Source organism: Neisseria sp. P0020.S005 (assembly GCF_051957055.1).
In the GTDB taxonomy this organism is placed as follows: Bacteria; Pseudomonadota; Gammaproteobacteria; order Burkholderiales; family Neisseriaceae; genus Neisseria; species Neisseria subflava_A.
In genome coordinates this window covers 82678-108008 of the sequence record NZ_JBQCWV010000001.1, presented here as the reverse complement: position 1 = coordinate 108008, position 25331 = coordinate 82678, and the positions used below count along the sequence as shown (strand labels likewise).

Sequence of the window (25331 nt, the reverse complement as noted above, 5' to 3'; positions counted from 1 at the left end):
TTATAACGGTTTGCGTTAAAAAGGTCGTCTGAAACCTCTTTTCAGACGACCTTTCTTCTTTCTGGTTATCAATATTTAACCGCAACCGCCGCATTTGCCGCAGCCGCTGCTGCAGTCGCGTTTTTTCGGTTTGAACACGAATTTTCGCAAAAGGAAGAATACGCAGGCGAGCATAATCAAGCCGACGATAATATATTGAGTCATGACGATAGTATCCTTGAAGAAAGTTGGTAAACCACGAATGCGGCAAAATAAGCCATCAGGAACAAATAGCCTGTAATCATAAGCATATTTTTCGTGGATTTGGTTTCGCGTCTAATCACGGTCAAAGTCGCGGCACACATCGGAGCATACACATACCAAGCCAAGAAGGCAAAGGCAGTCGGCAGGCCCCAGTTGTTGTGTATGATAGGAATCAGTGCGTTTTGTACTGCATCTTCAGACGATGCGCTGACGGCATAAACGGTACCCAATGCGGCAACGACCACTTCGCGCGCGGCAATACCCGGAATCATGGCGATACACATTTCCCAAGTAAAGCCCAAAGGTGCAAAAAACGGCTGAATAGCATGACCAAGCGTACCTGCCAAGCTGTAATCGATGGCGGCACCGGTTGCGCCTTCAGGCGGTTGCGGCCAGCTTACCAAGCCCCACAGAACCACGGCCAACGCAAAAATGATGGTACCCGCGCGTTTCAGGAAGGCTTTTACCCTATCCCACAAGCTGGTCATGATGTGTTTGAAGTTAGGCGTACGGAAAGTCGGCAATTCCATCAAAAGTGGGAATTGTTGCACATTGCCTTTCATCCGCGCCAAGCGTTTCATGATATACGCTGCCAATGCAGCCGACAGAATGCCTACGATATAAAGAATAAACAATGTCAGGCCTTGCAGGTTGAAAATCCCACCCACTGTACGGTCAGGAATAACAGCGGCGATAATCAGCGCATACACTGGCAAACGTGCGGAACAAGTCAGCAACGGCGCAACCGCGATGGTAACAAGGCGTTCGCGCGGGTCGTTAATGGTACGCGCCGACATCACGGCAGGAACGGCACAGGCAAAGCTGGACAAAAGGGGAATAAACGAACGGCCGGACAAACCGCTTTTTGCCATGATGTTATCCAGCAGGAAGGCTGCACGCGGCAGATAGCCTGAGTCTTCCAATAGCAGGATAAAGGCAAACAAAATCGTAATCTGCGGCAGGAACACCAACACGCTGCCCAAACCGGCAATGACGCCGTTGACGAGCAAGTCGCTGAGGATGCCCGGCTCCATGTTGGCGCCTATCCATTCGCCCAGCGCGGTAAAGCCACCTTCGATGGCGTCCATAATCGGCGCCGCCCATGTGTAAACCGCTTGGAACACCATAAACAGGATGACCAGCAGCATAATCATGCCCCAGACGGGGTGCAGCACGATGTCGTCGAGTTTTTTGTGCCATGCGGGCAGCGTCATCTGGGTGCGTACCACTTGTGCCAAAATCGATTCGACTTCTTGATAAAGTTTGTCGCTATCCAGCGCATCGAGCGTGCGTTCGGCAGAGGCGGGGTTTGCGGGGAAAGAGCGTTTGCGCGGCAGCTTCGCCACGGCTTCGCGTACAGCCTGTACACCCGACGCGCTCACTGCAACTGTTTCCAAAACAGGTGCATCCAACAACTCGCTCAGTTTGGCCGCGTCGATATTCAAGCCCCTTTTGCGGGCCACGTCGCTCAAATTCAGCGACACCACCATAGGCAGTCCCAGCGTTTTCAGTTCCAAAATCATGCGCAGGGTCATACGCAGGTTGGTCGCGTCGGCAACGGCAATAATGGCATCGGGCGGAATGCCCATCTTGCCTACCATTACATCTTTCGCCACCGCTTCGTCGGGGCTGGTCGTGCGTAGGCTGTATGTGCCCGGCAGGTCGATAATGCGGACGGCCTCGTCGTCGAGGAAGGCGCCCTCGCGCTTATCGACAGTTACGCCCGGATAATTGGCAACCTTGGCATGTGAGCCGGTCAAACCGTTGAACAAAACGGTTTTGCCGCAGTTTGGCGCGCCAATCAAGGCAAAATAGCTTAGTTCCATCATTTTTCCTTATTCTTTCAGACGGCCTTAAACGGCCTCAACGATACGACACATAATCTTCCCGGCCTCTTCCGAACGCAGGGAAAATTGAGATTGGTTACCCAAACGTACCGCAAACGGGCCTCTCCCAAAACCACCCACTGCAATCACTTGCAACGGCATTCCGCTGGAAAAACCCAAATCTGCAAGACGACGGGTTACCAAGGTATCCAAATCACCAAAAACAGGATTGGGAGCAATGGAATCAATATGTACGACTGCGCCTTTTTTCAGGCGCGACAAAGGAACAGCAGACATAAGTCTCTCTTTTCTTTTTGTTTTAAAAATAGATTATTGAAAAAACGTGAGAAGTATGATGAATGTGTAGCACATTTGAAAGATTGTTTACGAATGGCTATTTGCCCCTTCTTTCGATAAGTGCGGTTTGTTTTGAATACTGTTATTGTTTCCCTTAATGATAAGGTATATCAATATAAAAATCAAATGTAACAAGATAAACTAAAAAGGCTAAAATCCTTTTATCATTAGGATTTCAGCCTTTTTATGCACTCAACAAACTAAAGGCCGTCTGAAAGGTTTCAGACGGCCTTCAAAATAAAAAACCGAATCAAATCGGTTTTTTATTCCCATTCAGGGAAAGACTCTAAATTACAGAGCGTCTTTCAATGCTTTACCGGCACGGAATTTAGGAGTTTTAGCAGCAGCAATAGTCAAAGGCTCGCCAGTTTTTGGGTTGCGGCCTTGACGTTCGGCGCGTTCGCCGACGTAGAAAGTACCGAAACCGACCAGAGTAACAGTGTCGCCGTTTTTCAACGCATTGGTTACGGCATTAGTAGTAGCATCCAAAGCTTTTTGCGCAGCAGATTTGGAAATGCCGGCTTCTTGAGCAATTGCTTCGATCAATTCAGACTTGTTCACAATTAGTCCCTTCCTATCGTAAAAAATGATGAAATGCCCGAATACTCGGGGCTTAAGCACTTTTAAAGCACATACGCACTTTATAGCAATTCTGAAATTATCATGTCAAGTAAAAGATGTGGAATTGCCCTATTTTTGTGGCATTCAGGGCAAAACCACATTTTTTGCAACATCAGACGACCAACTTAATGCTTGGTTGCTTTTGTTCTTGACTTCGTCTTAGAAGTTTGCGGAGTTTCGTCAACCGCCAATTCAGCCGCCCATTGCTCAGGCTGAGCTTCCAAACCCAAAGCCAACACTTCATCAATCCATTTGACCGGATGAATGGTCAGACCGGTTTTGACATTTTCAGGGATTTCTTCCAAATCTTTGACGTTGTCTTTTGGAATCAATACATGCTTGATACCGCCGCGCAAAGCAGCCAGCAGTTTTTCCTTCAAACCGCCAATCGGCAAGACTTCGCCACGCAAAGTGATTTCGCCGGTCATCGCCACGTCTGCACGCACCGGAATTTTGGTGAAGGCAGAAACCATCGCCAAAGTCATGGCAATACCTGCGCTCGGACCGTCTTTTGGCGTCGCACCTTCAGGCACATGGACGTGAATGTCTTTCTTCTCGTAAAAATCAGGAGCCAGACCCACTGATTCAGCACGAGAACGGACAACCGACCATGCAGCCGATACCGATTCTTTCATGACATCGCCCAGTTGGCCGGTACATTGAATCGTACCTTTGCCCGGCAAAGCTACTGCCTCAACAGTCAACAACTCGCCACCGACTTCGGTCCAAGCCAGACCGGTTACCTGACCGATGCGGTTCTCGCTTTCGGCCACACCATAGTCGAAACGGCGTACGCCCAGATAGTCATGCAGATTTTTTTCAGTAACTTTAATCGCTTTAGGCTTAGCCTTGCTTACTGTTTTGGATTTGGACGCTTTTTTCTTGTCCTCACTCAAGGTAACCTGCATTACCACTTTGCGGCAAATTTTGGCAATTTCACGATCCAACGAGCGAACACCGGCCTCGCGGGTGTAGTAACGGATAATATCGCGCACCGCACTTTCATCAACCACCAACTCGCCCTCTTTCACACCATTGCGCTTCATTTGTTTCGGCACAAGGTATTGCATGGCGATATTGATTTTTTCGTCTTCCGTATAACCGGACAGACGGATGATTTCCATACGGTCAAGCAGCGGAGTCGGGATATTTAAGCTGTTTGAAGTGGCAATAAACATCACATCGCTCAAATCATAATCGACTTCGGCATAGTGGTCGGCGAACTTGTTGTTTTGCTCAGGATCCAGCACTTCAAGCAATGCACTGGCCGGATCACCGCGGAAATCGCTGCCCATCTTGTCGATTTCATCCAGCAGGAACAATGGATTTTTCACACCCGCTTTCGCCATGTTTTGCAGGATTTTGCCCGGCATAGAGCCGATATAGGTACGGCGGTGGCCTCGGATTTCGCTTTCATCACGCACGCCGCCCAAGGCCATACGCACATATTGGCGACCTGTGGCTTTGGCAATCGACTCACCCAAGGAAGTTTTACCCACCCCCGGAGGACCAACCAGACACAAAATCGGGCCTTTGAGCTTGTCCATACGTTTTTGAACAGCCAAATATTCCAAAATGCGCTCTTTGACTTTTTCCAAACCATAGTGGTCGGCATTCAAAATCAAATCAGCCTTGGCAATATCTTTGCTGACACGGGATTTTTTCTTCCACGGCAGCTCAAGCAAAGTATCGATATAGTTGCGCACGACAGTAGATTCCGCAGACATCGGCGGCATCATTTTCAGTTTTTTCAATTCAGACAGACATTTTTCTTCAGCCTCTTTGCTCATGCCTGCTTCTTTGATTTTGTTTTCCAGCGCATCCAGCTCGTCGCGCTCGTCCTCTTCGCCCAACTCTTTCTGAATCGCTTTCACTTGCTCATTCAAGTAATACTCGCGTTGGGATTTTTCCATTTGACGTTTCACGCGACCACGGATGCGTTTCTCAACCTGCATGATGTCGAGTTCGGCTTCCAACTGCGCCAGTAGAAATTCCAAACGGTCAACAATACCGGCAGTCTCCAGCACATATTGACGCTGCTCCAATTTCAGCTGCAAATGCGCGGCAATAGTATCGGCAAGACGGCTGTTGTCATCGATACTGCTGATGGTGCTGATAACTTCGGCAGGAATTTTTTTGTTCAACTTCGCATATTGCTCAAATTGAGTCAGCAGAGTACGGCGCAAGGCCTCAATTTCAGGATTGTCTTTGTCGCTATTCTCATCAATCGCCTCAACATGAGACAAAAACAATCCGCCTGTTTCATCAACCGTCAACGCGCGCGCACGACGGATACCTTCTACCAATACTTTAACGGTACCGTCAGGCAGCTTCAAAACCTGCAAAACTTGGGCAACCGTACCGGTCTGGTGCAAGTCTTCAGCTTTAGGGTCTTCTGTATTAGGGTCAAGCTGGGCCAACAGGAAAACCGGATCATCATTGGCCATTGCCGCCTCAAGGGCCGCAATCGATTTAGGACGACCGACGAACAGCGGCAATACCATATGCGGATACACCACGACATCGCGTAAAGGCAAGGTAGCCAGCGCACTGTATTCCTCGAAATATTTGTCTTTTGTCGGCATAGTTAGAAATCTCAATCATTGTTAAATCAGAATGTAGCTCAAAATTGGGCTGAAGCGCTGCATTTCAAGACTTGAAAACAGCTTATCCGCACCTATTTTCGAAAACATCATTTTTATAGCCCGATATGGACGTTTACGATAAAATATATCGGATTTCGGGCCGTCTGAAAACTTTTCAGACGGCCCTGGCTAACCAAACAAGGTAGTAAACCATGACAGACTCAACCGAAAAAAAATCATTAATTGAATTCCCTTGCACCTTTCCTGTAAAAGTCATGGGCGCAGTTCATCCCGAATTTGAATCCGCCATCTTGGAAACTGTGCGCAAACATGCTCCCGACACCGAGCCGCACCACATTACTACGCGCCCAAGCAGCAAAGGCAACTACACCAGCGCAACCGTCAAAGTAAATGTTGATAACCAAGAGCAGCTCGACAATATCTACCGCGACCTGACTTCACACGAATTGGTAAAAGTGGTGCTGTAATGAAAATCGTGCACAAAGGCTTGGTCGATTACCTGCCGACTTTCGAAGCCATGAAGGCATTTAATGCCTCGCGTGACGAAAACACCGAAGACGAATTATGGGTGGTCGAACATCCGCCCGTATTCACCCAGGGCTTGGCCGGAAAACCTGAACACCTCCTCATTCGCGACGATATACCCGTTGTCCAAATTGACAGAGGCGGTCAAATTACCTACCACGGTCCCGGCCAATTGGTCGTTTATACGATGATCAATTTCAAACGCCGTAAGACCAGTGTGCGCCATATCGTTTCCGCACTTGAGAACAGCATCATCGCCACCTTGGCAGAATACGGCATCGAAGCAGCAGCCGATCCAAAACGTCCCGGCGTTTATGTCGGCGAGCGTAAAATCGCTTCTCTGGGCTTACGTATCAAAGACGGTTCCGTTTACCACGGCTTGGCGCTTAACGTGAATATGGATTTAAGTCCGTTTACCCATATCAACCCCTGCGGTTATGCCGGTATGGAAATGACCCAAATTGCCGACTTTGTCTCTCCGGCACCCAGTTTGGCAGAAGTTGCAGATAAACTGACCAAGCATTTACAAAAAGAGCTGGCATAAGGCCGTCTGAAAATATTCGACCCCAACACCATCTTTTAACTGCCCCTCTGAACCCACAAGCCCTTAGGTCATAAAGACTACGATAAGCTTTTCAGACGGCCTTTATAACGACAGAAAGAACACATCACCATGAGTGAAGAAGTAAAAAACGACCCCAAACGCGGCATCAAACTGAAAGGTGCAGACAAAACTGCACGTATTCCGATTAAAGTTGTTCCATTGGAACAAAAATTGAAAAAGCCCGAATGGATCCGCGCCAAATTACCGGGCAAGAAATTCTTTGAAATCAAAAATATTCTTCGTGAACAAAAAATGCATACCGTGTGCGAAGAAGCATCTTGTCCAAATATCAGCGAATGCTTTACCAAGGGTACAGCCACATTTATGATCATGGGCGATATTTGTACCCGCCGCTGCCCGTTCTGCGACGTTGGCCATGGTCGTCCCAATATGTTGGATCCTGACGAGCCTAAACACTTGGCAGAATCCGTCAAATCCATGAACCTGCGCTATGTCGTGATTACTTCCGTCGACCGTGACGACCTGCGTGATGGCGGCGCCCAACACTTCGCCGACTGCATTAAAGCTATCCGCGAAACCAGTCCGAATACCAAAATCGAAATCCTTGTTCCCGATTTCCGCGGCCGTCTGGATATCGCACTGGAAATCTTGGCAGAAACACCGCCCGACGTGATGAACCACAACTTGGAAACCCATCCGAGCCTGTATAAAAAAGCCCGTCCGGGTGCCAACTACCAACACTCCCTCGAGCTTCTGCGCCGCTACAAAGAAATGATGCCACATATCCCGACCAAGTCCGGCATCATGGTCGGCTTGGGCGAAACAGACGAGGACGTGCGCGAAATCATGCGCGATATGCGTGCCAACAATATCGAGATGATTACCATCGGCCAATATCTGCAACCTTCAGACGGCCACTTGCCCGTCTTGCGCTATGTAACGCCCGACCAATTCAAAGTTTTTGAAAAAGAAGCATACGAATTGGGCTTTACCAATGCCGCCATCGGCGCAATGGTTCGCTCCAGCTACCACGCTGACGAACAAGCAGCCGAAGCTTTGCGTGAAACCCACGGCGGTTGTAGCCACCACTAAGGTTTAAATTATATAAGGCCGTCTGAAAAATCAGGAAACTGTTTTTCAGACGGCCTTTATTTATGCAAAACTCTTTAGATTTTAAAAAAATGAACCTTAGTCGGGCCCTATTGAGCCAATCTTAAGTAATACACAAAAGCGGCTAAACAGGATAAACACTGTTTGCCGCTTTTTGATTTATTTCTTTATTTTACTTCTTCAACAATTTTGCCGCTTCAATCGCATAGTAAGTCAAAATACCATCGGCACCGGCGCGTTTGAATGCCAATAAGCTTTCCAAAATGGTTTTTTCGCCATCCAGCCAACCGTTTTGAATGGCAGCCTGAAGCATGGCATATTCGCCGGAAACTTGGTAAGCATAAGTCGGTACGCCGAACTCGTCTTTAACTCGACGGACGACATCCAAATATGGCAGACCCGGTTTTACCATGACCATGTCTGCGCCCTCTTGAATATCCAATGCTACTTCGTGCAAGGCTTCATTAGTGTTTGCAGGGTCCATTTGGTAGGTTTTCTTGTCTGCCTTACCCAAATTGCCGGAGCTGCCGACGGCATCGCGGAACGGGCCATAGAACGCTGAAGCATATTTTGCCGAATACGCCATAATGCGCGTATGGATATGTCCAGCATCTTCTAAGGCTTCACGGATGGCAAGAATACGTCCGTCCATCATGTCTGACGGGGCAATGACTTGTGCGCCCGCATCAGCATGACACAAAGCCTGTTTTACCAAAACTTCAATGGTTTCATCGTTGAGGACATAGCCATTTTCATCGGTTAAACCGTCTTGGCCGTGAATGGTATAGGGGTCCAAGGCAACGTCGGTCATGATACCCAACTCTGGGAATTTCTCGCGCAGGGTTCGTACTACTGTCGGCACCAAGCCTTCAGGGTTATAAGCTTCCTCAGCAAACTCGGTTTTGTTTTGCGTTACCACGGGAAACAAAGCTAGCATAGGAATGCCGAGCTTCAGTGCCTCTTCAGCGGTAAACAACAATTTGTCCAAACTTTGGCGTTTGACGCCGGGCATGGATGGGACTGCCTCTTCCTGATTCTGGCCTTCCAATACAAAAACCGGATAGATCAAATCATCTGCAGTCAAAGTATGCTCGCGCATCAGACGACGTGAAAAATCATCTTTACGCATACGGCGCATACGGGTGTTTGAGACATAACGCGGAGGGAAATTCATAACAATTGCCTTTCAATAATGAAGTCTTAAAATCAGTCTTCGACTTGACGTATGGCTTTGACCGAACGTTTGATTTCGCTGAGCGTACCGGTTTTATAACTATTACGTTCCTGTTCGGTCATACCGTTTTGATCCAATTTGGCGATATTTTTCAATGCCTCGGCATACTGGCCGTCTGAAAGTTTTTCCTGTTTGATGCGCCAACGGTTGTTCACTTCGGAAGCCGTCCATAAGCCTACTTTGTTGTAGTAGAACAAAATGCTTGCCGCCAGCGTCTTCATATCGCTGTCGGGTTTGGCACTGCCGATACTGCGGCCGATACGGTTGTTGCGTTGATCGACCGCTTGGTCGGCAAGGTAACGGCTGAAGTAGTCGTCTTTACCTTCACGCAATTCCATATCCGTCAGACGCGCATTACCTGCTTTTTCTGCAATAATGCTGTCGAACTTGGAAGCAATCGCCGCCTGCCACAATGCTTGGCGTACGGCATTGACTTGTGTTCCCCTGCTGTCGCCGTTTGCTTTGTCGTCCAAACCTGAACGCTCGGCAAAACGTGCGGCATTGCTGGTCATATTGATTAAGCCTTCGTCTTCCATACCGATAACTTGGGCGGCTACGGGATGGTTAAGCGCAAATTGAGCCATTTTGCTGCGGCGGCTTTGATCTTCCTGATAAGATTGACAGCCGGACAATACCAGCATGCCGAGGACGGCGCATTGAATGTGTTTTTTAATATGTTTCATGATGTCACTATCGATATTATTGTGTGAGTTCAACTTCTTTGTTTAACATAGAAACGCCCGTAAGCGTAAAATAATTTCCATACGGCCAAATCGGCGCATGAATGGCTATTTTATAATAAAAATAAGGCCGTCTGAAAATTTTCAGACGGCATAAGTATTTTTAACCTACCAAGCTCCGAATTTGCGGCCAATAAAACAGGCAGGCTATCGAGCAAATAGCAATACTGATACCGGCTGCATTAATGCTGCTGATTTTTTCTTTAAACATTGCCGCACCGATCAGCGTACCCAAAACAATCACGCCAATATTCATACCGGCAAAAACCAAGGTCGGATTATCCTTCATGATTTGGTGTGCCGAAATATAGGTAACAATATTCAAAAAGTTCAGACAGCCCAAAATCATACCGCCTACTATGCCCTCTTTGGTCCATTTGTTTCCTTTGGCAAACAGGTAGCCAAACATCAAGATGCCGGCCAAACAAAACGCCACCAGCAAATTACCGGCAAACGCGGTACCACTTTTCGCCACTTGTTTGAACAAAATATCAATGACACCGTAGCCGCACCAAACGCCCAAAAGCAGCATTACTTGCGCACTGAGGCCGCCGGATTTCTTGCCTCCATCGCTTTTCCAAAGCAAGAAAAACAGTGCCGTAAATGCCAATACCAAACCGATTAAACGGCCTTCGGTCAACTGCTCATGGAAAAGCGTGAATGAAGCGACAATCGGCAGAAACAGCGATAAGCGTTGTGCCGCGTCCGATTTGACGATACCTGCCGCATCTACGGATTTGCCCATAATGACAAACACGCTTGGCAGCAATATACCCAAGGCCGCAAAAAGCCACCAAGTCGGCAAAAATACCTGCGGATTGCTCAAATCAGGCTTTAACACCAGCATGGTCAAAGTGACGGCAACGATATAGTTCACTGCTACCGCCTGCTCGATATTGATTTTTTGCTTGCGCGCCACTTTCAGCAGTACGGAAACCAACACGCTGCAAACGATACTTGCCAATAAATATGTCATGCTTTAGAACCATCCTTGATTAGAAACAGGCTTATCTTCATTCAGTTTAATCAATCCGACGACTACACGATAAATGAGCCAAACACCGGTTGCCGCCAAAATCAGCCAACCGATTAAGATAAGTATGGTCAGCATCCCTAAAACCATACCAATCAAAGACACCCAAAATGTCTTAATCAGATAATCAATATGGCTGGCGTAAATGCTGCCTTGCGCTTCATCGCGTTTGATAAACGCCAAAATCACACCGACGACGGGGGTAAACCAAATAAACAAGCCCAACGCATATGTGACATAGGCAATAAAAACATAGTTTTTCACTTCGGATTTGGACGTATTGACCACGTTCGCCGCCGTATTATTGCTCCCTGTATTATAGTTTGCCGTATGATTGGCTGCCGTATCATTGAAGCTATTATCTTTGACTTCCTGACATTCATACTGCATAGCCGCATCATAAGCCAGACGTTTTTCCGGATGAGACAATACTTCAAACGCCTGTCCGATGGCTTTAAACCGCTCCGCATCTTTCTGAATATCCGGATTGGCCACCAATTTACCGTAAGCCTCGCGGATAACGCTGATATCAGCATCCTGAGACACACCCAAGATTTCGTATAAATTTAATTGTTTCATCTTTATTCCTATCCTTTATGCATCCACTGCAACATGAACATCTTGCGGATTGAGCGTCCGCAGGTTTTCAGGTTTCATGCCCACAATAAACCCACGTTTGCCGCCATTGATAAAAATCTCGTCCAAAGCCCAAATGCTTTCTTCCACATAAACCGGCAACGCGGTTTTCATACCGAACGGCGACGTACCGCCGACCAAATATCCTGTCCATTTCGCCGCCTGGTCTGCCGTTGCCGGCTCGATGTGTTTCAAGCCCAGTTCGCGCGCCAGATTGCGGGTAGAAATATGTTTGTCGCCGTGCATTAAAACAACCAAGCCTTTTTTATGCTCATCCTGCAAGACGATCGTTTTGATGACTTGATGCTCGGGCTTGCCCGTGCACTCGGCAAAACGCGCCGTACCGCCGTGTTCTTCATACGCGTAAACATAAGGGACAAAATCGATTTTTTTACTGCGTAAAAAGCGCACCGCCTGCGTAACCGGATATTCTGCTTTACTCATGGGTTGTTTTCCGCCATCCTTTTCAGACGGCCCCTCTTAAATGTGGAACGTAAACAACTGCAATGTTACCATACCTTCTTTTTGAAATCAGGAGACAACATGGACATCCGCTATCTTGGTGCAAGCAAACGCTATTCGGAAGCCGTCGTAGCCAACGGCTTGGTTTTCCTCTCCGGCATGGTTCCCGAAAATCCTGAAGCCGATGCCAAAGCGCAAACTGAAAATGTTTTGACACAAATCGATTCGTGGCTCGCACAATGCCAATCTGACAAGGCTCACATTTTAGAAGCCACCATATATCTGCCCGATATGAACGACTACGCCGCCATGAACGAAGCCTGGGACGCATGGACAGCCCCTGAACGCGCTCCGGCCCGCGCCTGCGTGGAAGCGAAACTGGCTTCGCCCGATTGGAAGGTTGAAATCAAAATCACCGCCCTTCAAATCAAATAAAGCACAAATATCAGGCCGTCTGAAAACGCCGCTTCAACCAAGCAGGCGCAGTTTTTCAGACGGCCTTTATTCTTTTGCGGTACAATACCGCCCTTAAATTTTTCTATTATTTCAAAGCACAAACAGCCATGTCCAAAAAAACCAAGCAAGAATTAGAAAACAACAAACTCAGCAAACGCCTGCGCCACGCCGTCGGCGATGCGATTAACGATTTCAACATGATCGAGCCGGGCGACAAAATCATGGTCTGCCTCTCAGGCGGCAAAGACAGCTACGCCCTTTTAGACATCCTGCGCCAGCTTCAAGCCAGCGCGCCGATTGATTTTGAACTGGTCGCCGTCAATCTCGACCAAAAACAGCCGGGCTTCCCTGAAGAAGTATTGCCGACCTATCTCGAAAGCATCGGCGTTCCCTACAAAATCGTTGAAGAAGACACTTACTCCACCGTTAAACGCGTATTGGACGAAGGCAAAACGACTTGTTCGCTGTGCAGCCGCCTGCGCCGCGGCATCCTCTACCGCACCGCAAAAGAATTGGGCTGCACCAAAATCGCCTTGGGACACCACCGCGACGACATTCTTGCCACTATGTTCCTGAATATGTTCTACGGCGGCAAACTCAAAGCCATGCCGCCCAAACTGGTCAGCGACAACGGCGAACACATCGTCATCCGTCCTCTGGCGTATGTCAAAGAGAAAGACTTAATCAAATACGCCGAACTGAAGCAATTCCCGATTATTCCATGCAACCTCTGCGGCTCTCAGCCCAACCTGCAACGCCAAGTCATCGGCGATATGTTGCGCGATTGGGACAAACGCTTTCCCGGCCGTATCGAGTCTATGTTCTCCGCGCTGCAAAACGTCGTTCCATCACATTTGGCCGATACCGAGCTTTTCGACTTTGTCGGCTTGGAGCGTGGTCAAAGCCTGAAACACGGCGGCGATTTGGCGTTTGATAGCGAAAAAATGCCGGAACGTTTCTCCGACGGCAGCGAAGAAGACGAAAGCGAAATCAAAATCGAACCGCAAAAAACCGAACGCAAAGTCATCAATATTCTGGCAAACAAACCCAAAACCTGCGGTATGTAAACGCGTTTAGACATTCAGACGGCCTTTCGGTAGCTATTTACCGAAAGGCCGTCTGAATATTCATATTTAAAATTTTCTATTCTTTTTTATCTATTCTTTCCCTGACAAACCGTGCAGCAGCAATCCTAATACGTCTTGCGGCAGCTTTTGCGGCGCGGCGGAATAAAGCGCGGCCAGTTGCGGATGGCGCATCAATATATCCGCCTGACGGATGAACAGATCGATGAGTTCCACCGGCAAATCGGGCTGAATCAGGCGGCGTTGTTGCAGGGTGTGGAAGAATCCGCGCATAAAGGCGTATTTTTCTTCGTTCAATTCGTGGAAAAACCGCTCCAGCTCCAAATCGGTGTTCTCTTCGATGTCGCGCAGGAAAGCGGCGGAATAGAGTTCTTCAAACGATTGTCTTTGCAGGGCAAACACAGCCTCGGCGGCTTCGCACAGGCTGCATTGCCGTGCAAGCAGATTTTCAAATTCGGCACGGACGCGGTTTTTCTGCTCGGTAACGATTGCCTGCAAGAGTGCGTTTTTACCGCTGTAATATTTGTAAAAGGTAACGCGGCTGACGGCGGCCTCGGCGCAGATGCTGCCTACGGATACGGCGGAAAAGCCGTGTTCGCGGAACAGACGGCGGGCGGTGTCGATGATGGTTTGTTGTTTACTGGCAGTCATGACGGTAGGAAGGTTTTGATTTTGTTCATAAAGGAGGTTCATTAAAGTTATCCGCAAGTCGGATACCCATCATATAGTGGATTAACTTTAAACCAGTACGGCGTTGCCTCGCCTTAGCTCAAAGAGAACGATTCTCTAAGGTGCTAAAGCATCAAGTGAATCGGTTCCGTACTATCTGTACTGTCTGCGGCTTTGTCGCCTTGTCCTGATTTAAATTTAATCCACTATATTTCCCCTCGGCGGCAATGGCAATACGGCGGGCTTTCAGACGGCCTCGTTCCTTGTTCCTTCACTGCCCTACTGATAGAGGCTGTCGGAGGCTTATCAGGCCAAATTCATGAAGATTACAGAATCTGCCTCCTCCAACCTTCTCCCCCAAATAGGAGAGGGATTTTTTTGGACAATTCACGATAAGAGGGGAAACAAAGTGAATGATAAACACTTGCATTCCTGTTTCTTATTTCTTATACTTTACATTAATAGTTTGTTTTATGTAAATGTGTAAACACAAATATTTGCATACTGACGGAGCAATTGGATTGTCTGATGTTCAATCCGCTCCGACGTATGTCGTCTGAAAGGATAAGGAAATGCAGAAACCTACCCTCCGCCGCCTGCCGCTGCTGCTTGCTGCCGCTTTCGCCTCCGAATGGATTTATGCCGCCGATGCGGCGCAAGATGCGGAACAGGTGCAGTTGGAAGAAGTCGTCGTCACCGGCGAACGCACCAACCGCAGCGGCTTTGAAACCGCCACGTCTAACCACGTTTTCTCCACGCCGAACATCGACCGCATCGGCCACAATCTTTCCGCCACCGACCTGCTGAAACAAACCGTGAATACGGTGGACTTGGGCAGCGGCAACGATTTGCCAACCGTGCGCGGCGTGGACGGCTCCGGCCCCGCCGTCGGCGCGGTGGCGTTTTTTGCGGGCACGCGGCCGCGCCTGAACCTGTCCATAGACGGCCGCTCCGCCACTTACAACGAATACGCCTTCGGCACGCAGTCGCTGTGGGATATGCAGCAAGTGGAAGTCTTGCGCGGGCCGCAAAGCCATGTGCGCGGGCAGAACGCTGTGGCGGGCGCGGTGGTGATGCGTTCCAAAGACCCGACCGACGAATGGGAAGGTGCGCTGCGCTTGGGTTTGGGCAACCAGAAAACGCGCAACATTGCCGGCGTAGTGTCTGGTCCGATTGTGAAAAACAACCTTGCCTTCCGCTTGAGCGCGGAACGGCAGCAGCGCGAAAGCTACGAGCCGTTCGTGTCCTATGAGCCGACCGGCAACCCGCGCCGCGTGGAAAACTCCAACGTGCGCTTCAAACTCCTGCTCACGCCCGAAAACCATCCCGATTTTTACAGCCGCCTGACGCTGAACCACATCCGTTCGCGCACGCCGCAAAATGAAATCATGGGCAACACTGCCAGCCGCCGTTTTTTAAAAGAAAAACCCGTGTTCGTAACCGGATCGACATCGGGCATCTGGGACGTATCGTGGCAGCTTAACGACTATCTGAAACTGGAAAACAAACTGGTTTACGGCCGCTACCACAACGAGCGGCTGCACCTGCCGATGACCGTCAGTCCGCAAGGCGTGCCCGCCGAACTCAAAGGCCGCGAACTGCAATGGGAGCCGGTATTGCATTTTTCCAACAAAGGCCGTCTGAAAGGCCTTGCCGGACTGCACTACTTCCGCAGCAAACAAGACGAATGGGTGGACATCCGCAGCGTCGGCGGCCGCAACACCTTTGACGACCGCAACAGCGTGCGCGCCCTGTTTGCCGAAACCACATACAGCCCCAGCGAAAAATGGGACATCACAGCCGCCGCCCGCATTGAAAAAGAAACGCACAAACGAAGCGGCGGCAGCGGCGCGCTGCACCTTGATTTAGACAAAGGCCAGACCGTGTTCCTGCCCAAAATCGACATCGCTTTCAAACCCACCGACCAATGGGTCAGCGGCATCAAAGCCGCGCGCGGCTACAACCCCGGCGGCGCGAGCATCACCTTCGGCCGCCCCGTCGTAACCTACACTTATGAACCCGAATATGTGAACAACTACGAGTGGTACACCCGCTGGCGCAGCGCAGACCGCCGCCTGCAACTCTCCGGCAACCTGTTCCTGAACCATTACCGCGACATGCAGCTTCCCTTCTATCTCGGCACCAACTCCGTCGTCATCCGCAACGCTAAAAAAGTCCATACCTACGGCGCGGAACTCGCCGCCGACTGGCAGGCGACCGACAGCCTGAAACTCACCACCGGACTGGGGCTGCTCAACACCAAAATTAAAAGCTACCCCGACAGCGGCATCGAAGGCAACAAACTCGGCCGCGCGCCCAAATACACCGCCAACATCGGCGTGAAATACCTGAACGACAAAGGCTGGGAAGCCGGCGGCGACGTGCGCTTCTACGGCGGCTACTACTCCGCCGCCGACAATGCCGAATCAGGCAAAATCAGCGCATACAACCAAGTCAACCTCTACACCGCCTACAACTTCAAACAAGGCCGCGTCTCGCTCTACGCCGACAACGTGTTCAACCGCCGCCAACCCATATTCATTTCCAGCGCCGACCGCCAAGACGCGCTCTACCAACGCCCCAGAAGCGTGGGCGTGAGCGCGGAATGGAAGTTTTAGACGAAGCTGAAATGATGGAGGCCGTCTGAAAAAACATAGGTCGGACATTTATGCCCGACCTACCGTTTATTCCTCCAAAACACCCAAAGGAATCCCATGCATTACTTCACCCCCGCCAAAACCCTGCCCGAAGGCACCATCTACCTGACCGACCTGACCCACGTCGCCGACTTCGCCGACTGGCTGGCCGAATTCGAAACCCTGTTAAACCAAAACCCCCGCTTCGCCACCGTCTGCACCCCGATGCGGCGGCAGGTGAGCGACGAACAGCGCATTGCCGATCGCAAAACTTACATCGAATGGATAAAGGCACATCGGCCGCAACTGTCCGAACGCTGCGCCGCCATGCTCCTTATCGAACCCGACGCAGCGCAACTGGCATTCTTCCGCGAACAATCGTCCAAACTCGGCCCCGCGCTGGGCGTGAACTACATCGTCGAAGCAGATGAAACAACCGCCCTGTTTCGCGCAGAAGAAGCATTGAAGGCCGTCTGAAAAGATACTAAACCTATTTAAATACAAATCAAGTATTGCCACCCAATATGTTCAGACGGCCTTGTCCCTTTATTTGCCTCATCTTCAAAAGAATCATGTGATGTCCGACAATCAGACTTCCCCAAACTCACGCGACTGGCTGCTGCTTATCGGCGGCAGCACTTACAAATTCACGCTAACCGGTTTTTATCTGGTCGCGCTGGTCGCTATTCTGAAAAACCACGGTTACAGCCTGAACCAACTGAGCTGGATTCATTTGATCGGCGGAATCGAAGCGGCGAAGGTATTGTTTGCCGCGCTGATGGAACGGCGGCCGGCGGGGCAGTTCGGACGGTTTCGCGGCTGGCTGCTGACGGCGACGCTGGGGCTTTCGGCGGTGTTCGGGTTGATGGCCTGTACCGACATCACGCAGAACTTCCCGCTACTTCTGGCCTGCTGCGTTTTGCTCTCAGCAATGTCGGCAGTGTACGGCTGCGCGATGCTGGGCTTGTCGTGCATCGTCCTGCCGCACCGCGAACGCGGCTTCGGTGGCGTGATTCAAACAATGGCGGCACGCGGCGGCAAGATGATCGGCGGCGCGCTGGTATTGTGGCTGTATCAGGACTACGGACAGACGGCGGCGGCCGGCTTTATGCTGGCGTTCAGCCTGCTGATGTTGCTGCAACTCTTATACTACCGCGAGCCGGAAAGTCCGACTGCGCAAGGCAATTGGACGGCGTTGGCAGCACGGCTGGTTTGTTTTTGGCAGCAACCTGAAACAGGCTGGCGGTGGCTGGTTTTGCTGTTTGCCGTTGCCGCACCGTATGCGTTTATGGCGGCAACTTTTGTACCCAAACTGGCGGATTTGGACTTCACCCCGAAGCAGACGGGCGGAATTTTGGCGGTAGGTATTCCTGTTGCCTGCCTGATTGTGACGCCGCTGTCGGGTTGGTTTTCGCGCAATTATCCGCGCCGCAAACTCGTGTTCCTGCTCTACGCGCTGCAACTGCCGCTTTTGGCGTCCATGACCGCCATCGATGCGCTCGCCCGCATCCATCCTTGGCTGCCACCCGCGCAAATCATCGCCCTGAGCCTGAGCTACACGCTGCTGCTGCCGGTGATACTGGCGTTGGTGATGGACAAATCAGACCGCGCCACCGCCGCACTCGACAGCAGCCTGCAATTTTCCGTCGTCCTGCTCGGCAGTTACGCGGCCGGTTTCGCCGCCCTGAGGCTGGCAAAGGCTATTGGTTATACAGATGCGTATTGGATTGCAGTGTACTTGGCCGTATTGGTAGGCCTGCTTTTATATTTGAATAGAAATTTATTCAATCATTCAGAGCGTGATTCACAATAATTCGCTCAGATATTTATCCATCGATTTTAATTGAGCGCGCCTCCGGATAATTTTTCATTTTATTGCACAATCTCTCATGAAAATATAACAAAACGTGCCCATAATACTGCCGTTATTACACTCTTACATTCAAAAGGAACCTCATGACTGCTATTCTCATCGTTCTCGGCTTGATTGCTATTGTTGTCGGCATCTTAGGCACTATTTATCCCGCCCTGCCCGGATTGGGTTTGATGTTTGGTGGCGCATGGTTGTTGGGTTATGCCGGCGATTATCAAGTGTTTGGCTCGGGGACGCTGACCTTTTTGGCCATCGTTGCCGTATTCGGTACTGCGATGGACTATGTGGCGGGGGCATTGGGTGCAAAATATACCGGCGCAAGTAAAACTGCGGTTTGGGGTGCGTTTATCGGCGGCATCGTCGGCGCATTCTTCTCTATTCCCGGTCTGTTGCTCGGCCCGTTGGCAGGCGCAGCCATCGGTGAATTTATCGCACGCAAAGACACTTGGCAGGCAGGCAAGGTCGGTATCGGTACGTTTATCGGCTTTATCATCGGCACCGTGGCCAAAATCGGCTGCGCCTTGACCATTGCACTGACCATTCTGTTTGTTTGGTTGGCCTCGTTGTTCTAAGACAAAACATTAAAGGCCGTCTGAATTTCAAGCATTCAGACGGCCTTTTCATTTTACTATTTATTTTTCTTATTTGCCGCAGCAGGCTTTGTATTTTTTACCGCTGCCACACGGACAAGGATCGTTGCGGCCCACTTTTTCGCCTTCGCGGCGGACGGTTTGCGGTTTATTGATGATGGCCTGCCAGTACCAGTAAATATCCAGCAGGACATGCGGCAAATCTGATTCCAACTGGGTCAGCTCTTTTTCATTCAGATGCAAGATGACTTCGCCGTTTTCCTCATCATCATATATGCCGCCCAAAGCCATAATCGGGTAGAACAAATCTTCAAACTCTTCCTGATCGACTGCTTCAAACCAATCGGTAGGCACAATATCCAGTGCGTAAAGATAGGCGTTACACCAAGTGTAGAAATCCGGATTGCCGGCTTCATCTTCATAAAACCATAAATCAGGCAGGATTTTCTCATTGAGCTTCATGCGCATATCGGCGGCCATTGCCATCACCAAACGCTCGATTTCGGTGCGCTCTTTAGCATCAAACAAGGATTCTTCACCCAAAATCTCAGGCAGCCAGTTGGTCGGATTCAAAGCATCCGGACCGCTCAATAAAGCCATCATAAAACCCTGCACTTCATCACAACGCATGGTGTTGTGGGCTTCGGATTTGGCATCCAGCAATTCCATCAATCGGCTGCGTGCCGCTTCATCAAAAGTCAGTATTTGCATTTTCGTTCCTTAAAATAAAATCATATTATGGTTTTCAGACGGCCTGGGCATGGATACGCTGCCGCATTTGTTCAAACAGACAAACCGTTGCCGCCATCGCGACATTCAAGGATTCGGTTTGCCCCAACATGGGGATTTTGACACAGGCTTCAGCCTTCTCTTTTATTCGTTCACTCACACCGCTACCTTCGTTGCCAAACACCCAAGCGCAAGGTTGACTAAGGTCCATTTCATACAAACCGATATTGCGACCGCCCAAGGCAGTTGCCCAAATTTGATGCTGATACGTTTCCATCCAAGCGGATAATTCCACTCGACTGAAAATAGACAACAGAAAATGCGCACCCATCCCCGCTCGCAACACTTTGGGCGACCAGATATCCACGGAATCATTGCTGCACACAATTTGCTTGACTCCTGCCGCCGCCGCGCTGCGTAAAATCGTGCCTGCATTGCCTGGGTCTTGTACCCGCTCCAATACCACGCAATCGCCGTCTGAAGGCAAGCCTGCCTGCTGCGGAATATCAATCCAAGTCATCACATCATCGGCATCGGTCAAACTGGTGATTTTAGACAGCGCTTCGTTACCGACCCAAGTAATCGATCCCTCGTCCAACTGCGCTGTAATTTCTTGAATTTCAGGATGTTGCTGTTTCTTTTCAGGCAGATAAACCTGTTTGGGCGTACCGCCGCTTTGCAAATAAGTTTGCAGCAAATGTACGCCTTCCAATACGGTTTCACCGCTTTCACGCCTTGCTTTGGCCTGCGTCAGCAGACGGAATAAATGTTTGAGCTGTTCGTTTTGAGCAGAGGTAATCAGTTTCATGGAGCGCATTATAACTGTTTTGACTTCGTTGAAGCTATGCTTTCAGACGGCCTGACGTTTTTACTTCGAAAATAAAAAACCCTTGCAATGAAGCAAGGGTTTTGCATGATTTCATTTTTTACTGCACAACAGTCTGCTGCTCATTTTTTTGCTCGGTACGGACAGTCGGACGGTTTTCAATTTTACCGTCTTTTGCCGCATTCGGCACAACAGTCTCGCCAGGCTCTGAAGCTGCTTTATCACTAGGCGTACCGCTTACCGGAATAATATTTTGGGCAGGCTGAATATTAGACTTCTCTGCAACAGGCATAGCGTCACGAGAAGTTTGCGGTGTAAATTGCCATACTGCAACAGCAATCGCACACACGCTGGCAGCGGCCGCAAAGAATTTGAAGAAGCCGCTATTAGCCGCTTCACGCTGAGCATATTTTTCCTGTTTGCCTTCAGCTTCGGCTTGAGGCACTGTAAATGCTTTGCTTTGCATGGTTTCACCGGCAACACTTGCCGCCGCACCCTGACGGATACAGTCGCCGATAATGTGGTACTCATGCCAAGCGCGCAAGGCCTCCTCGTCTGCTAATACGGCATCCAGCATCTCATCAGTCAATGCTTCACCGTCCATCAATGCAGACACATACTCCAATGCTTTATTTGTTTTGTCGTTCATTTTTATTACCACCTTTGATCTTCAGAAGTATCCAACAGCGGCCGCAAATCTTTTGCAATCAGTTCACGCGCTCTGAAAATACGCGAACGTACAGTACCTATCGGACAATCCACTACCCGAGCTATTTCTTCGTAAGACAAGCCATCCATTTCCCTAAGCGTAATGGCTTGACGCATATCGTCTGGCAGTTGCGCGATGCTTGCTTCGACGGTCTGCAAGATTTCCCGATTCATCATTTCAGCTTCCGGCGTATGGTAATCCGCAATCTGATCGGTTAAATCAAGAACATCTCCCTCCTCATTGGCTGCTTCCGAGCTGACAAAAAACTGGCGACCCGAAGTGGTCAGAAAATTCTTTGCCGTATTGATACCGATACGGTACAGCCATGTATAAAATGCACTTTCTCCACGAAAATTTGCCAATGCACGATAAGCCCTAATCATTGCCTCTTGGGTTACATCGTGTACTTCGTGCTCATCCTGAATAAAACGGGAAATCAGTCTGTTTAGCCGACGCTGATACTTGGACATCAGCATCTCGAATGCCTTATGGTCACCTTTCTGTGCGCGCTCCACCAAAACTTGATCTATTTGGCGATCGTTCATATTCAACCTTTAATCGTTTTACTGCTTTAAACCAAAAATAGTAAAGCGTGCTGTGCACAGTAAAGACAGCAACGCTTTGAAATAGTTCCACGAGATTACACTCAATTGCTAAAGTTTATTCGTACAGATACTCTAACATTGACTATATTTCTTGATATACATGGACTTAATAAAAGTAGTTTAATTACTAATAGTTACTAAACTTAGAGTCAGCCACTTTATCTTTTGCTATATATTTGGCTAACTTTTCATGAATAGGTAAATAACCTTGTTCCATTAGAACATCGCTTCCCACCCGAAGATTAACAACAGCAAGGCACTTATTGCCTATACTTAGGATAATCGGCCAATATTTACGGACGAATGGCACAATATGACACTCTTGCAATAGTTTTTCGACTGATTTTTCCCTCCCTCCCGAATGAATCACATCACCTTTGGCCACACTTCTAAGTACCGCCGGCTTCTCCAACTCCTCTTCTGACAAACCTCCCTTAAAGGGTAATAAAACGAAACCATTTTCCAACAAAATATCTTTCAGACGGCCTCGAACTTCCCTGCCATTACACCAAGGCAGTTTTTGAAACTCACTTTCCTGACAAACAAACAGCTTGTCCCGATATGCGACCAGTTCCCCTTCTGGCAAATTCAACTGCGCCTGATCAACGGTTTCCAATACTCGGGCAAAATCGGCAATACTGTGATAAGAAGGCAAGGATTCCGTTTGCTTTCGCAAAAAATACCAAAGCAACCGACGACGCAAAAGCGGCGTACATTGCCGCCACAGACTGATACTGAATATCCCGTTTAGACTGATGCGCTGGTATTCAGACTTAATCAATTCATCTAAAAGCTGCAAATCTTCCTGCAATAATCGAACATTGGCACAAATTTGCTGCTCAAAATTCGGAATACGCTGCTGCCATTGCGGCAAAGCCTGATTTCTCATCCAATTGCGTAAATAGCCGGAGTCTTCATTACTCTCGTCTTCGACAAAAGACAATCCCCATTGTTGCGCATACTCAGCCAGTTCCTGACGGGAAAATGCCAAAAGCGGTCGCCAGATTTGAATCTCTTCATTCAAATCACGCCATACCGGCATGGCCGCCATACCGCGCAATCCCCCCCCGCGCACAGCCGACAACATAAATGTTTCGATTTGATCATTACGGTGATGGGCCAAAACAATGATTTTCTTCAGGCCGTCTGAAAATGCCTGATATCGTGCAGCCCTGGCCGCAGCCTCCAAACCTTTTCCTTGTTTTTCCACATTGACACGGCACACTCGCAAGACAACATTCAGACGCTGACAATAATCCTGACAAAATTTTGCCCAACTGTCGGCATTGGTACTTAAACCATGATGAACATGGACGGCACGCAAATCAAAATGGCGAAACTCGCGCATCCGATGCAAAAGATGCAGCAGGACGACAGAATCCAATCCGCCACTCAAGCCAACTTCAACAACAGTATGGCTCGGCAAATCAGGAAAAGCTGCTTGAAAACTTTTAAATAGGGAATCAGGGGATACTTGCGACATTTCAGACGGCCTGAAATTGTGAATTACTCAAAAATAGAACACAAAAAAAGCAAGCAGCGACATCTGCTTGCTTTTTCAGCAGTCAAACTTATTTATCGGTAAATTTACCGTAAGCCATGATGCGGTCAAAACGGCGAGAAAGCAAGTCAGGCATGGTCATGCTTTGCGCTTCGCTTAATTGCTGTTCCAAAACGGTTTTAACGTTTTTCATCGTGGTTTCAAAATCACGGTGTGCACCGCCTAAAGGCTCATCAATCACTTTGTCGATGACATCCAATTCTTGCAGGCGTTTGGCGGTAATACCCAATGCCTGCGCGGCATCTGCTGCTTTTTCAGCAGTTTTCCAAAGAATAGAGGCACAACCTTCGGGAGAAATCACCGAATAAGTCGAGTATTGCAGCATATTGACGTAGTCGCCGACAGCCACTGCCAACGCGCCACCCGAGCCGCCTTCGCCAATGATGGTGCACAATACCGGCACATGCAGGCGGGTCAGTTCGTACAAATTACGGCCGATGGCTTCAGACTGGCCGCGTTCTTCCGCGCCGATGCCCGGATACGCACCCGGCGTATCGACAAAGGTCATGACCGGAATATTGAATTTTTCGGCAGTCTGCATCAAGCGCAATGCTTTACGGTAACCCTCGGGACGCGGCATACCGAAATTGCGGCGGATTTTTTCTTTGGTATCGCGGCCTTTCTGATGGCCGATGACCATCACGCTTTGGCCGTTGAAACGTGCCAAACCGCCGACAATGGCATGATCGTCAGAATAATGGCGGTCGCCGTGCAACTCTTCAAAATCGGTAAAAATACCGTTGATATAGTCCAAAGTATAAGGACGTTGCGGATGGCGGGACACTTGTGAAATTTGAGCCGGAGTCAGCTTGCTGAAAATCGACTTGGTCAACTCGCTGCTTTTCTTTTTCAGTCTGGCAATCTCGTCGGAAATATCAACGGCAGATTCGTCTTGTACGAATCGCAACTCGTCGATTTTATTGGTTAATTCGGCGATGGGTTGTTCGAAGTCCAAAAAAACGGGTTTCATAAAACAAAGCTCTCGGTAACGGTTGCTGACATGATACGCTAATCAGACGTATTTGACAGCATTTCTCAAAGGGAAACTGCCATCTTTTGCAATAAAAAATCTTTCAGACGGCCTTTAACAAAGAAATAGTATATCTGCACTAAACGAATGAAGTGCCGTATCTTATGATAAACTTCAATTCAGTTCAATCATTTCAAACAGGCTATGAAAAACGATCATGACAATTCGTCCATGCGCTTGGACAAATGGCTGTGGGCCGCGCGCTTTTTCAAGACCCGCGCGCTGGCACAAAAACACATTGAGCTGGGCAGGGTTTTGGTAAACGGCTCAAAGGTGAAAAACAGCAAAAATATTTCTGCCGGCGACACCATCGACATGACTTTGAACTCCCTACCCTACAAATTCAAAGTTGCCGCACTCAATCATCAACGCCGCCCGGCACCGGAAGCGCGTTTACTCTACGAAGAAGACATGAAAACGGCTGCCGAACGCGAAGCTCAAAAACAGCTCGACCAAGCCAGCCGCATCAGTGCTGCTTATCCGGACGGACGCCCAACCAAACGCGACCGCCGCCAACTTGACCGTATGAAGCGCGATAGCTGGTAAAGTGTTTTATCCATTGTTTCAGACGACCCTATATCCATGCCGTCTGAAAACCAAAAAC

Annotated in this window: 27 protein-coding genes and 1 pseudogene; 10 read left to right on the top strand and 18 right to left on the bottom strand. The window is 49.2% G+C overall.

What is annotated here, in order from left to right; all coding sequences use genetic code 11:
• Positions 1–75: 75 nt before the first annotated feature.
• The 5 genes from ACTHTU_RS00570 to lon all read right to left on the bottom strand — a co-directional run bounded on the left by ACTHTU_RS00570 (position 76) and on the right by lon (position 5632).
• Entirely contained in the window at positions 76–204 is a 129-nt protein-coding gene (locus tag ACTHTU_RS00570; RefSeq protein ID WP_003683546.1) for a FeoB-associated Cys-rich membrane protein, read from the bottom strand.
• Positions 201–2069 (bottom strand): ferrous iron transporter B, encoded by a 1869-nt coding sequence (feoB, locus tag ACTHTU_RS00565; RefSeq protein WP_063069033.1) that lies wholly within the window; start codon positions 2067–2069, stop codon positions 201–203. The genes ACTHTU_RS00570 and feoB overlap by 4 nt, the downstream gene beginning before the upstream one ends.
• A 27-nt stretch (positions 2070–2096) precedes the next feature.
• Positions 2097–2366, bottom strand: a complete 270-nt coding sequence (locus tag ACTHTU_RS00560) for a FeoA family protein (RefSeq protein ID WP_003746882.1) — start codon at positions 2364–2366, stop codon at positions 2097–2099.
• A gap of 351 nt (positions 2367–2717) precedes the next feature.
• Positions 2718–2987 (bottom strand): HU family DNA-binding protein, encoded by a 270-nt coding sequence (locus ACTHTU_RS00555; protein WP_003683413.1) that lies wholly within the window; start codon positions 2985–2987, stop codon positions 2718–2720.
• Between the two features lie 185 nt (positions 2988–3172).
• Positions 3173–5632, bottom strand: a complete 2460-nt coding sequence (lon, locus tag ACTHTU_RS00550; protein ID WP_314765951.1) for an endopeptidase La — start codon at positions 5630–5632, stop codon at positions 3173–3175.
• 212 nt (positions 5633–5844) lie between these two features.
• Between lon and ACTHTU_RS00545 the strand changes: the two genes are divergently transcribed.
• The 3 genes from ACTHTU_RS00545 (at position 5845) to lipA (ending at position 7835) form a co-directional block, all read left to right on the top strand.
• Positions 5845–6120 carry an HP0495 family protein gene (locus tag ACTHTU_RS00545; protein WP_049328369.1) on the top strand — a complete coding sequence of 92 codons (276 nt, stop codon included), beginning with the start codon at positions 5845–5847 and terminating at the stop codon, positions 6118–6120.
• Complete coding sequence (lipB, locus tag ACTHTU_RS00540; RefSeq protein WP_070843451.1) at positions 6120–6722, top strand: lipoyl(octanoyl) transferase LipB; 603 nt, start codon at positions 6120–6122, stop codon at positions 6720–6722. Before ACTHTU_RS00545 ends, lipB begins: the two co-directional genes overlap by 1 nt.
• Before the next feature lie 129 nt (positions 6723–6851).
• A complete protein-coding gene (gene lipA / locus ACTHTU_RS00535) occupies positions 6852–7835 on the top strand; it encodes a lipoyl synthase (RefSeq protein ID WP_003683323.1) in 984 nt (327 codons plus the stop codon).
• 190 nt (positions 7836–8025) lie between these two features.
• Here lipA and hemB read toward each other — a convergent pair whose 3' ends face one another.
• The 5 genes from hemB to ybaK all read right to left on the bottom strand — a co-directional run bounded on the left by hemB (position 8026) and on the right by ybaK (position 11940).
• Positions 8026–9027, bottom strand: coding sequence for a porphobilinogen synthase (gene hemB / locus ACTHTU_RS00530; protein WP_003683488.1), 1002 nt, complete (start codon positions 9025–9027; stop codon positions 8026–8028).
• A 32-nt stretch (positions 9028–9059) separates the two neighbouring features.
• Complete coding sequence (locus ACTHTU_RS00525; protein WP_440361416.1) at positions 9060–9770, bottom strand: DUF6973 domain-containing protein; 711 nt, start codon at positions 9768–9770, stop codon at positions 9060–9062.
• 160 nt (positions 9771–9930) lie between these two features.
• Positions 9931–10803, bottom strand: coding sequence for an EamA/RhaT family transporter (locus tag ACTHTU_RS00520; RefSeq protein WP_440361415.1), 873 nt, complete (start codon positions 10801–10803; stop codon positions 9931–9933).
• 3 nt (positions 10804–10806) lie between these two features.
• On the bottom strand, positions 10807–11439 hold the full coding sequence (locus tag ACTHTU_RS00515) for a DnaJ domain-containing protein (RefSeq protein WP_440361414.1): 633 nt from the start codon (positions 11437–11439) through the stop codon (positions 10807–10809).
• A gap of 15 nt (positions 11440–11454) precedes the next feature.
• On the bottom strand, positions 11455–11940 hold the full coding sequence (ybaK, locus tag ACTHTU_RS00510; protein ID WP_004519716.1) for a Cys-tRNA(Pro) deacylase: 486 nt from the start codon (positions 11938–11940) through the stop codon (positions 11455–11457).
• 99 nt (positions 11941–12039) lie between these two features.
• Between ybaK and ACTHTU_RS00505 the strand changes: the two genes are divergently transcribed.
• Positions 12040–12393, top strand: coding sequence for a RidA family protein (locus tag ACTHTU_RS00505; protein ID WP_440361413.1), 354 nt, complete (start codon positions 12040–12042; stop codon positions 12391–12393).
• Between the two features lie 128 nt (positions 12394–12521).
• A complete protein-coding gene (gene ttcA / locus ACTHTU_RS00500) occupies positions 12522–13481 on the top strand; it encodes a tRNA 2-thiocytidine(32) synthetase TtcA (RefSeq protein WP_440361412.1) in 960 nt (319 codons plus the stop codon).
• A gap of 90 nt (positions 13482–13571) precedes the next feature.
• Here ttcA and ACTHTU_RS00495 read toward each other — a convergent pair whose 3' ends face one another.
• Entirely contained in the window at positions 13572–14192 is a 621-nt protein-coding gene (locus ACTHTU_RS00495) for a TetR/AcrR family transcriptional regulator (protein WP_440361411.1), read from the bottom strand.
• Positions 14193–14316: 124 nt separating this feature from the next.
• Positions 14317–14382 (bottom strand): annotated as a pseudogene (locus tag ACTHTU_RS00490) (transposase); the annotation flags it as partial.
• Positions 14383–14740: 358 nt separating this feature from the next.
• Here ACTHTU_RS00490 and ACTHTU_RS00485 point away from each other — a divergent pair.
• From ACTHTU_RS00485 to ACTHTU_RS00470, 4 genes are all read left to right on the top strand, one after another.
• Positions 14741–16786 carry a TonB-dependent receptor gene (locus ACTHTU_RS00485; protein ID WP_440361410.1) on the top strand — a complete coding sequence of 682 codons (2046 nt, stop codon included), beginning with the start codon at positions 14741–14743 and terminating at the stop codon, positions 16784–16786.
• Positions 16787–16882: 96 nt separating this feature from the next.
• The gene (locus tag ACTHTU_RS00480; protein ID WP_440361409.1) at positions 16883–17281 is read left to right on the top strand and encodes an extensin; all 399 of its coding nucleotides are present in this window, start codon (positions 16883–16885) and stop codon (positions 17279–17281) included.
• A gap of 100 nt (positions 17282–17381) precedes the next feature.
• A complete protein-coding gene (locus ACTHTU_RS00475) occupies positions 17382–18617 on the top strand; it encodes an MFS transporter (RefSeq protein ID WP_440361408.1) in 1236 nt (411 codons plus the stop codon).
• A 143-nt stretch (positions 18618–18760) separates the two neighbouring features.
• A complete protein-coding gene (locus ACTHTU_RS00470) occupies positions 18761–19249 on the top strand; it encodes a DUF456 domain-containing protein (protein WP_440361407.1) in 489 nt (162 codons plus the stop codon).
• A gap of 69 nt (positions 19250–19318) precedes the next feature.
• On the opposite strand, the gene ACTHTU_RS00465 is transcribed toward ACTHTU_RS00470, so the two are convergent.
• The 6 genes from ACTHTU_RS00465 to ACTHTU_RS00440 form a co-directional block, all read right to left on the bottom strand.
• A complete protein-coding gene (locus ACTHTU_RS00465; protein WP_049348483.1) occupies positions 19319–19978 on the bottom strand; it encodes a YecA family protein in 660 nt (219 codons plus the stop codon).
• 34 nt (positions 19979–20012) lie between these two features.
• Positions 20013–20804 carry a TrmH family RNA methyltransferase gene (locus ACTHTU_RS00460; RefSeq protein WP_440361406.1) on the bottom strand — a complete coding sequence of 264 codons (792 nt, stop codon included), beginning with the start codon at positions 20802–20804 and terminating at the stop codon, positions 20013–20015.
• 118 nt (positions 20805–20922) lie between these two features.
• On the bottom strand, positions 20923–21471 hold the full coding sequence (locus ACTHTU_RS00455) for a sigma-E factor negative regulatory protein (RefSeq protein ID WP_440361405.1): 549 nt from the start codon (positions 21469–21471) through the stop codon (positions 20923–20925).
• A 5-nt stretch (positions 21472–21476) separates the two neighbouring features.
• The gene (gene rpoE, locus ACTHTU_RS00450; protein WP_036493687.1) at positions 21477–22076 is read right to left on the bottom strand and encodes an RNA polymerase sigma factor RpoE; all 600 of its coding nucleotides are present in this window, start codon (positions 22074–22076) and stop codon (positions 21477–21479) included.
• 187 nt (positions 22077–22263) lie between these two features.
• The gene (gene tilS / locus ACTHTU_RS00445; RefSeq protein ID WP_440361404.1) at positions 22264–23619 is read right to left on the bottom strand and encodes a tRNA lysidine(34) synthetase TilS; all 1356 of its coding nucleotides are present in this window, start codon (positions 23617–23619) and stop codon (positions 22264–22266) included.
• Positions 23620–23707: 88 nt separating this feature from the next.
• Positions 23708–24667, bottom strand: a complete 960-nt coding sequence (locus ACTHTU_RS00440) for an acetyl-CoA carboxylase carboxyltransferase subunit alpha (RefSeq protein ID WP_070814024.1) — start codon at positions 24665–24667, stop codon at positions 23708–23710.
• 204 nt (positions 24668–24871) lie between these two features.
• On the opposite strand from ACTHTU_RS00440, the gene ACTHTU_RS00435 reads away from it, so the two are divergent.
• A complete protein-coding gene (locus ACTHTU_RS00435; RefSeq protein WP_003679090.1) occupies positions 24872–25273 on the top strand; it encodes an RNA-binding S4 domain-containing protein in 402 nt (133 codons plus the stop codon).
• The last annotated feature ends 58 nt before the right edge of the window (positions 25274–25331 follow it).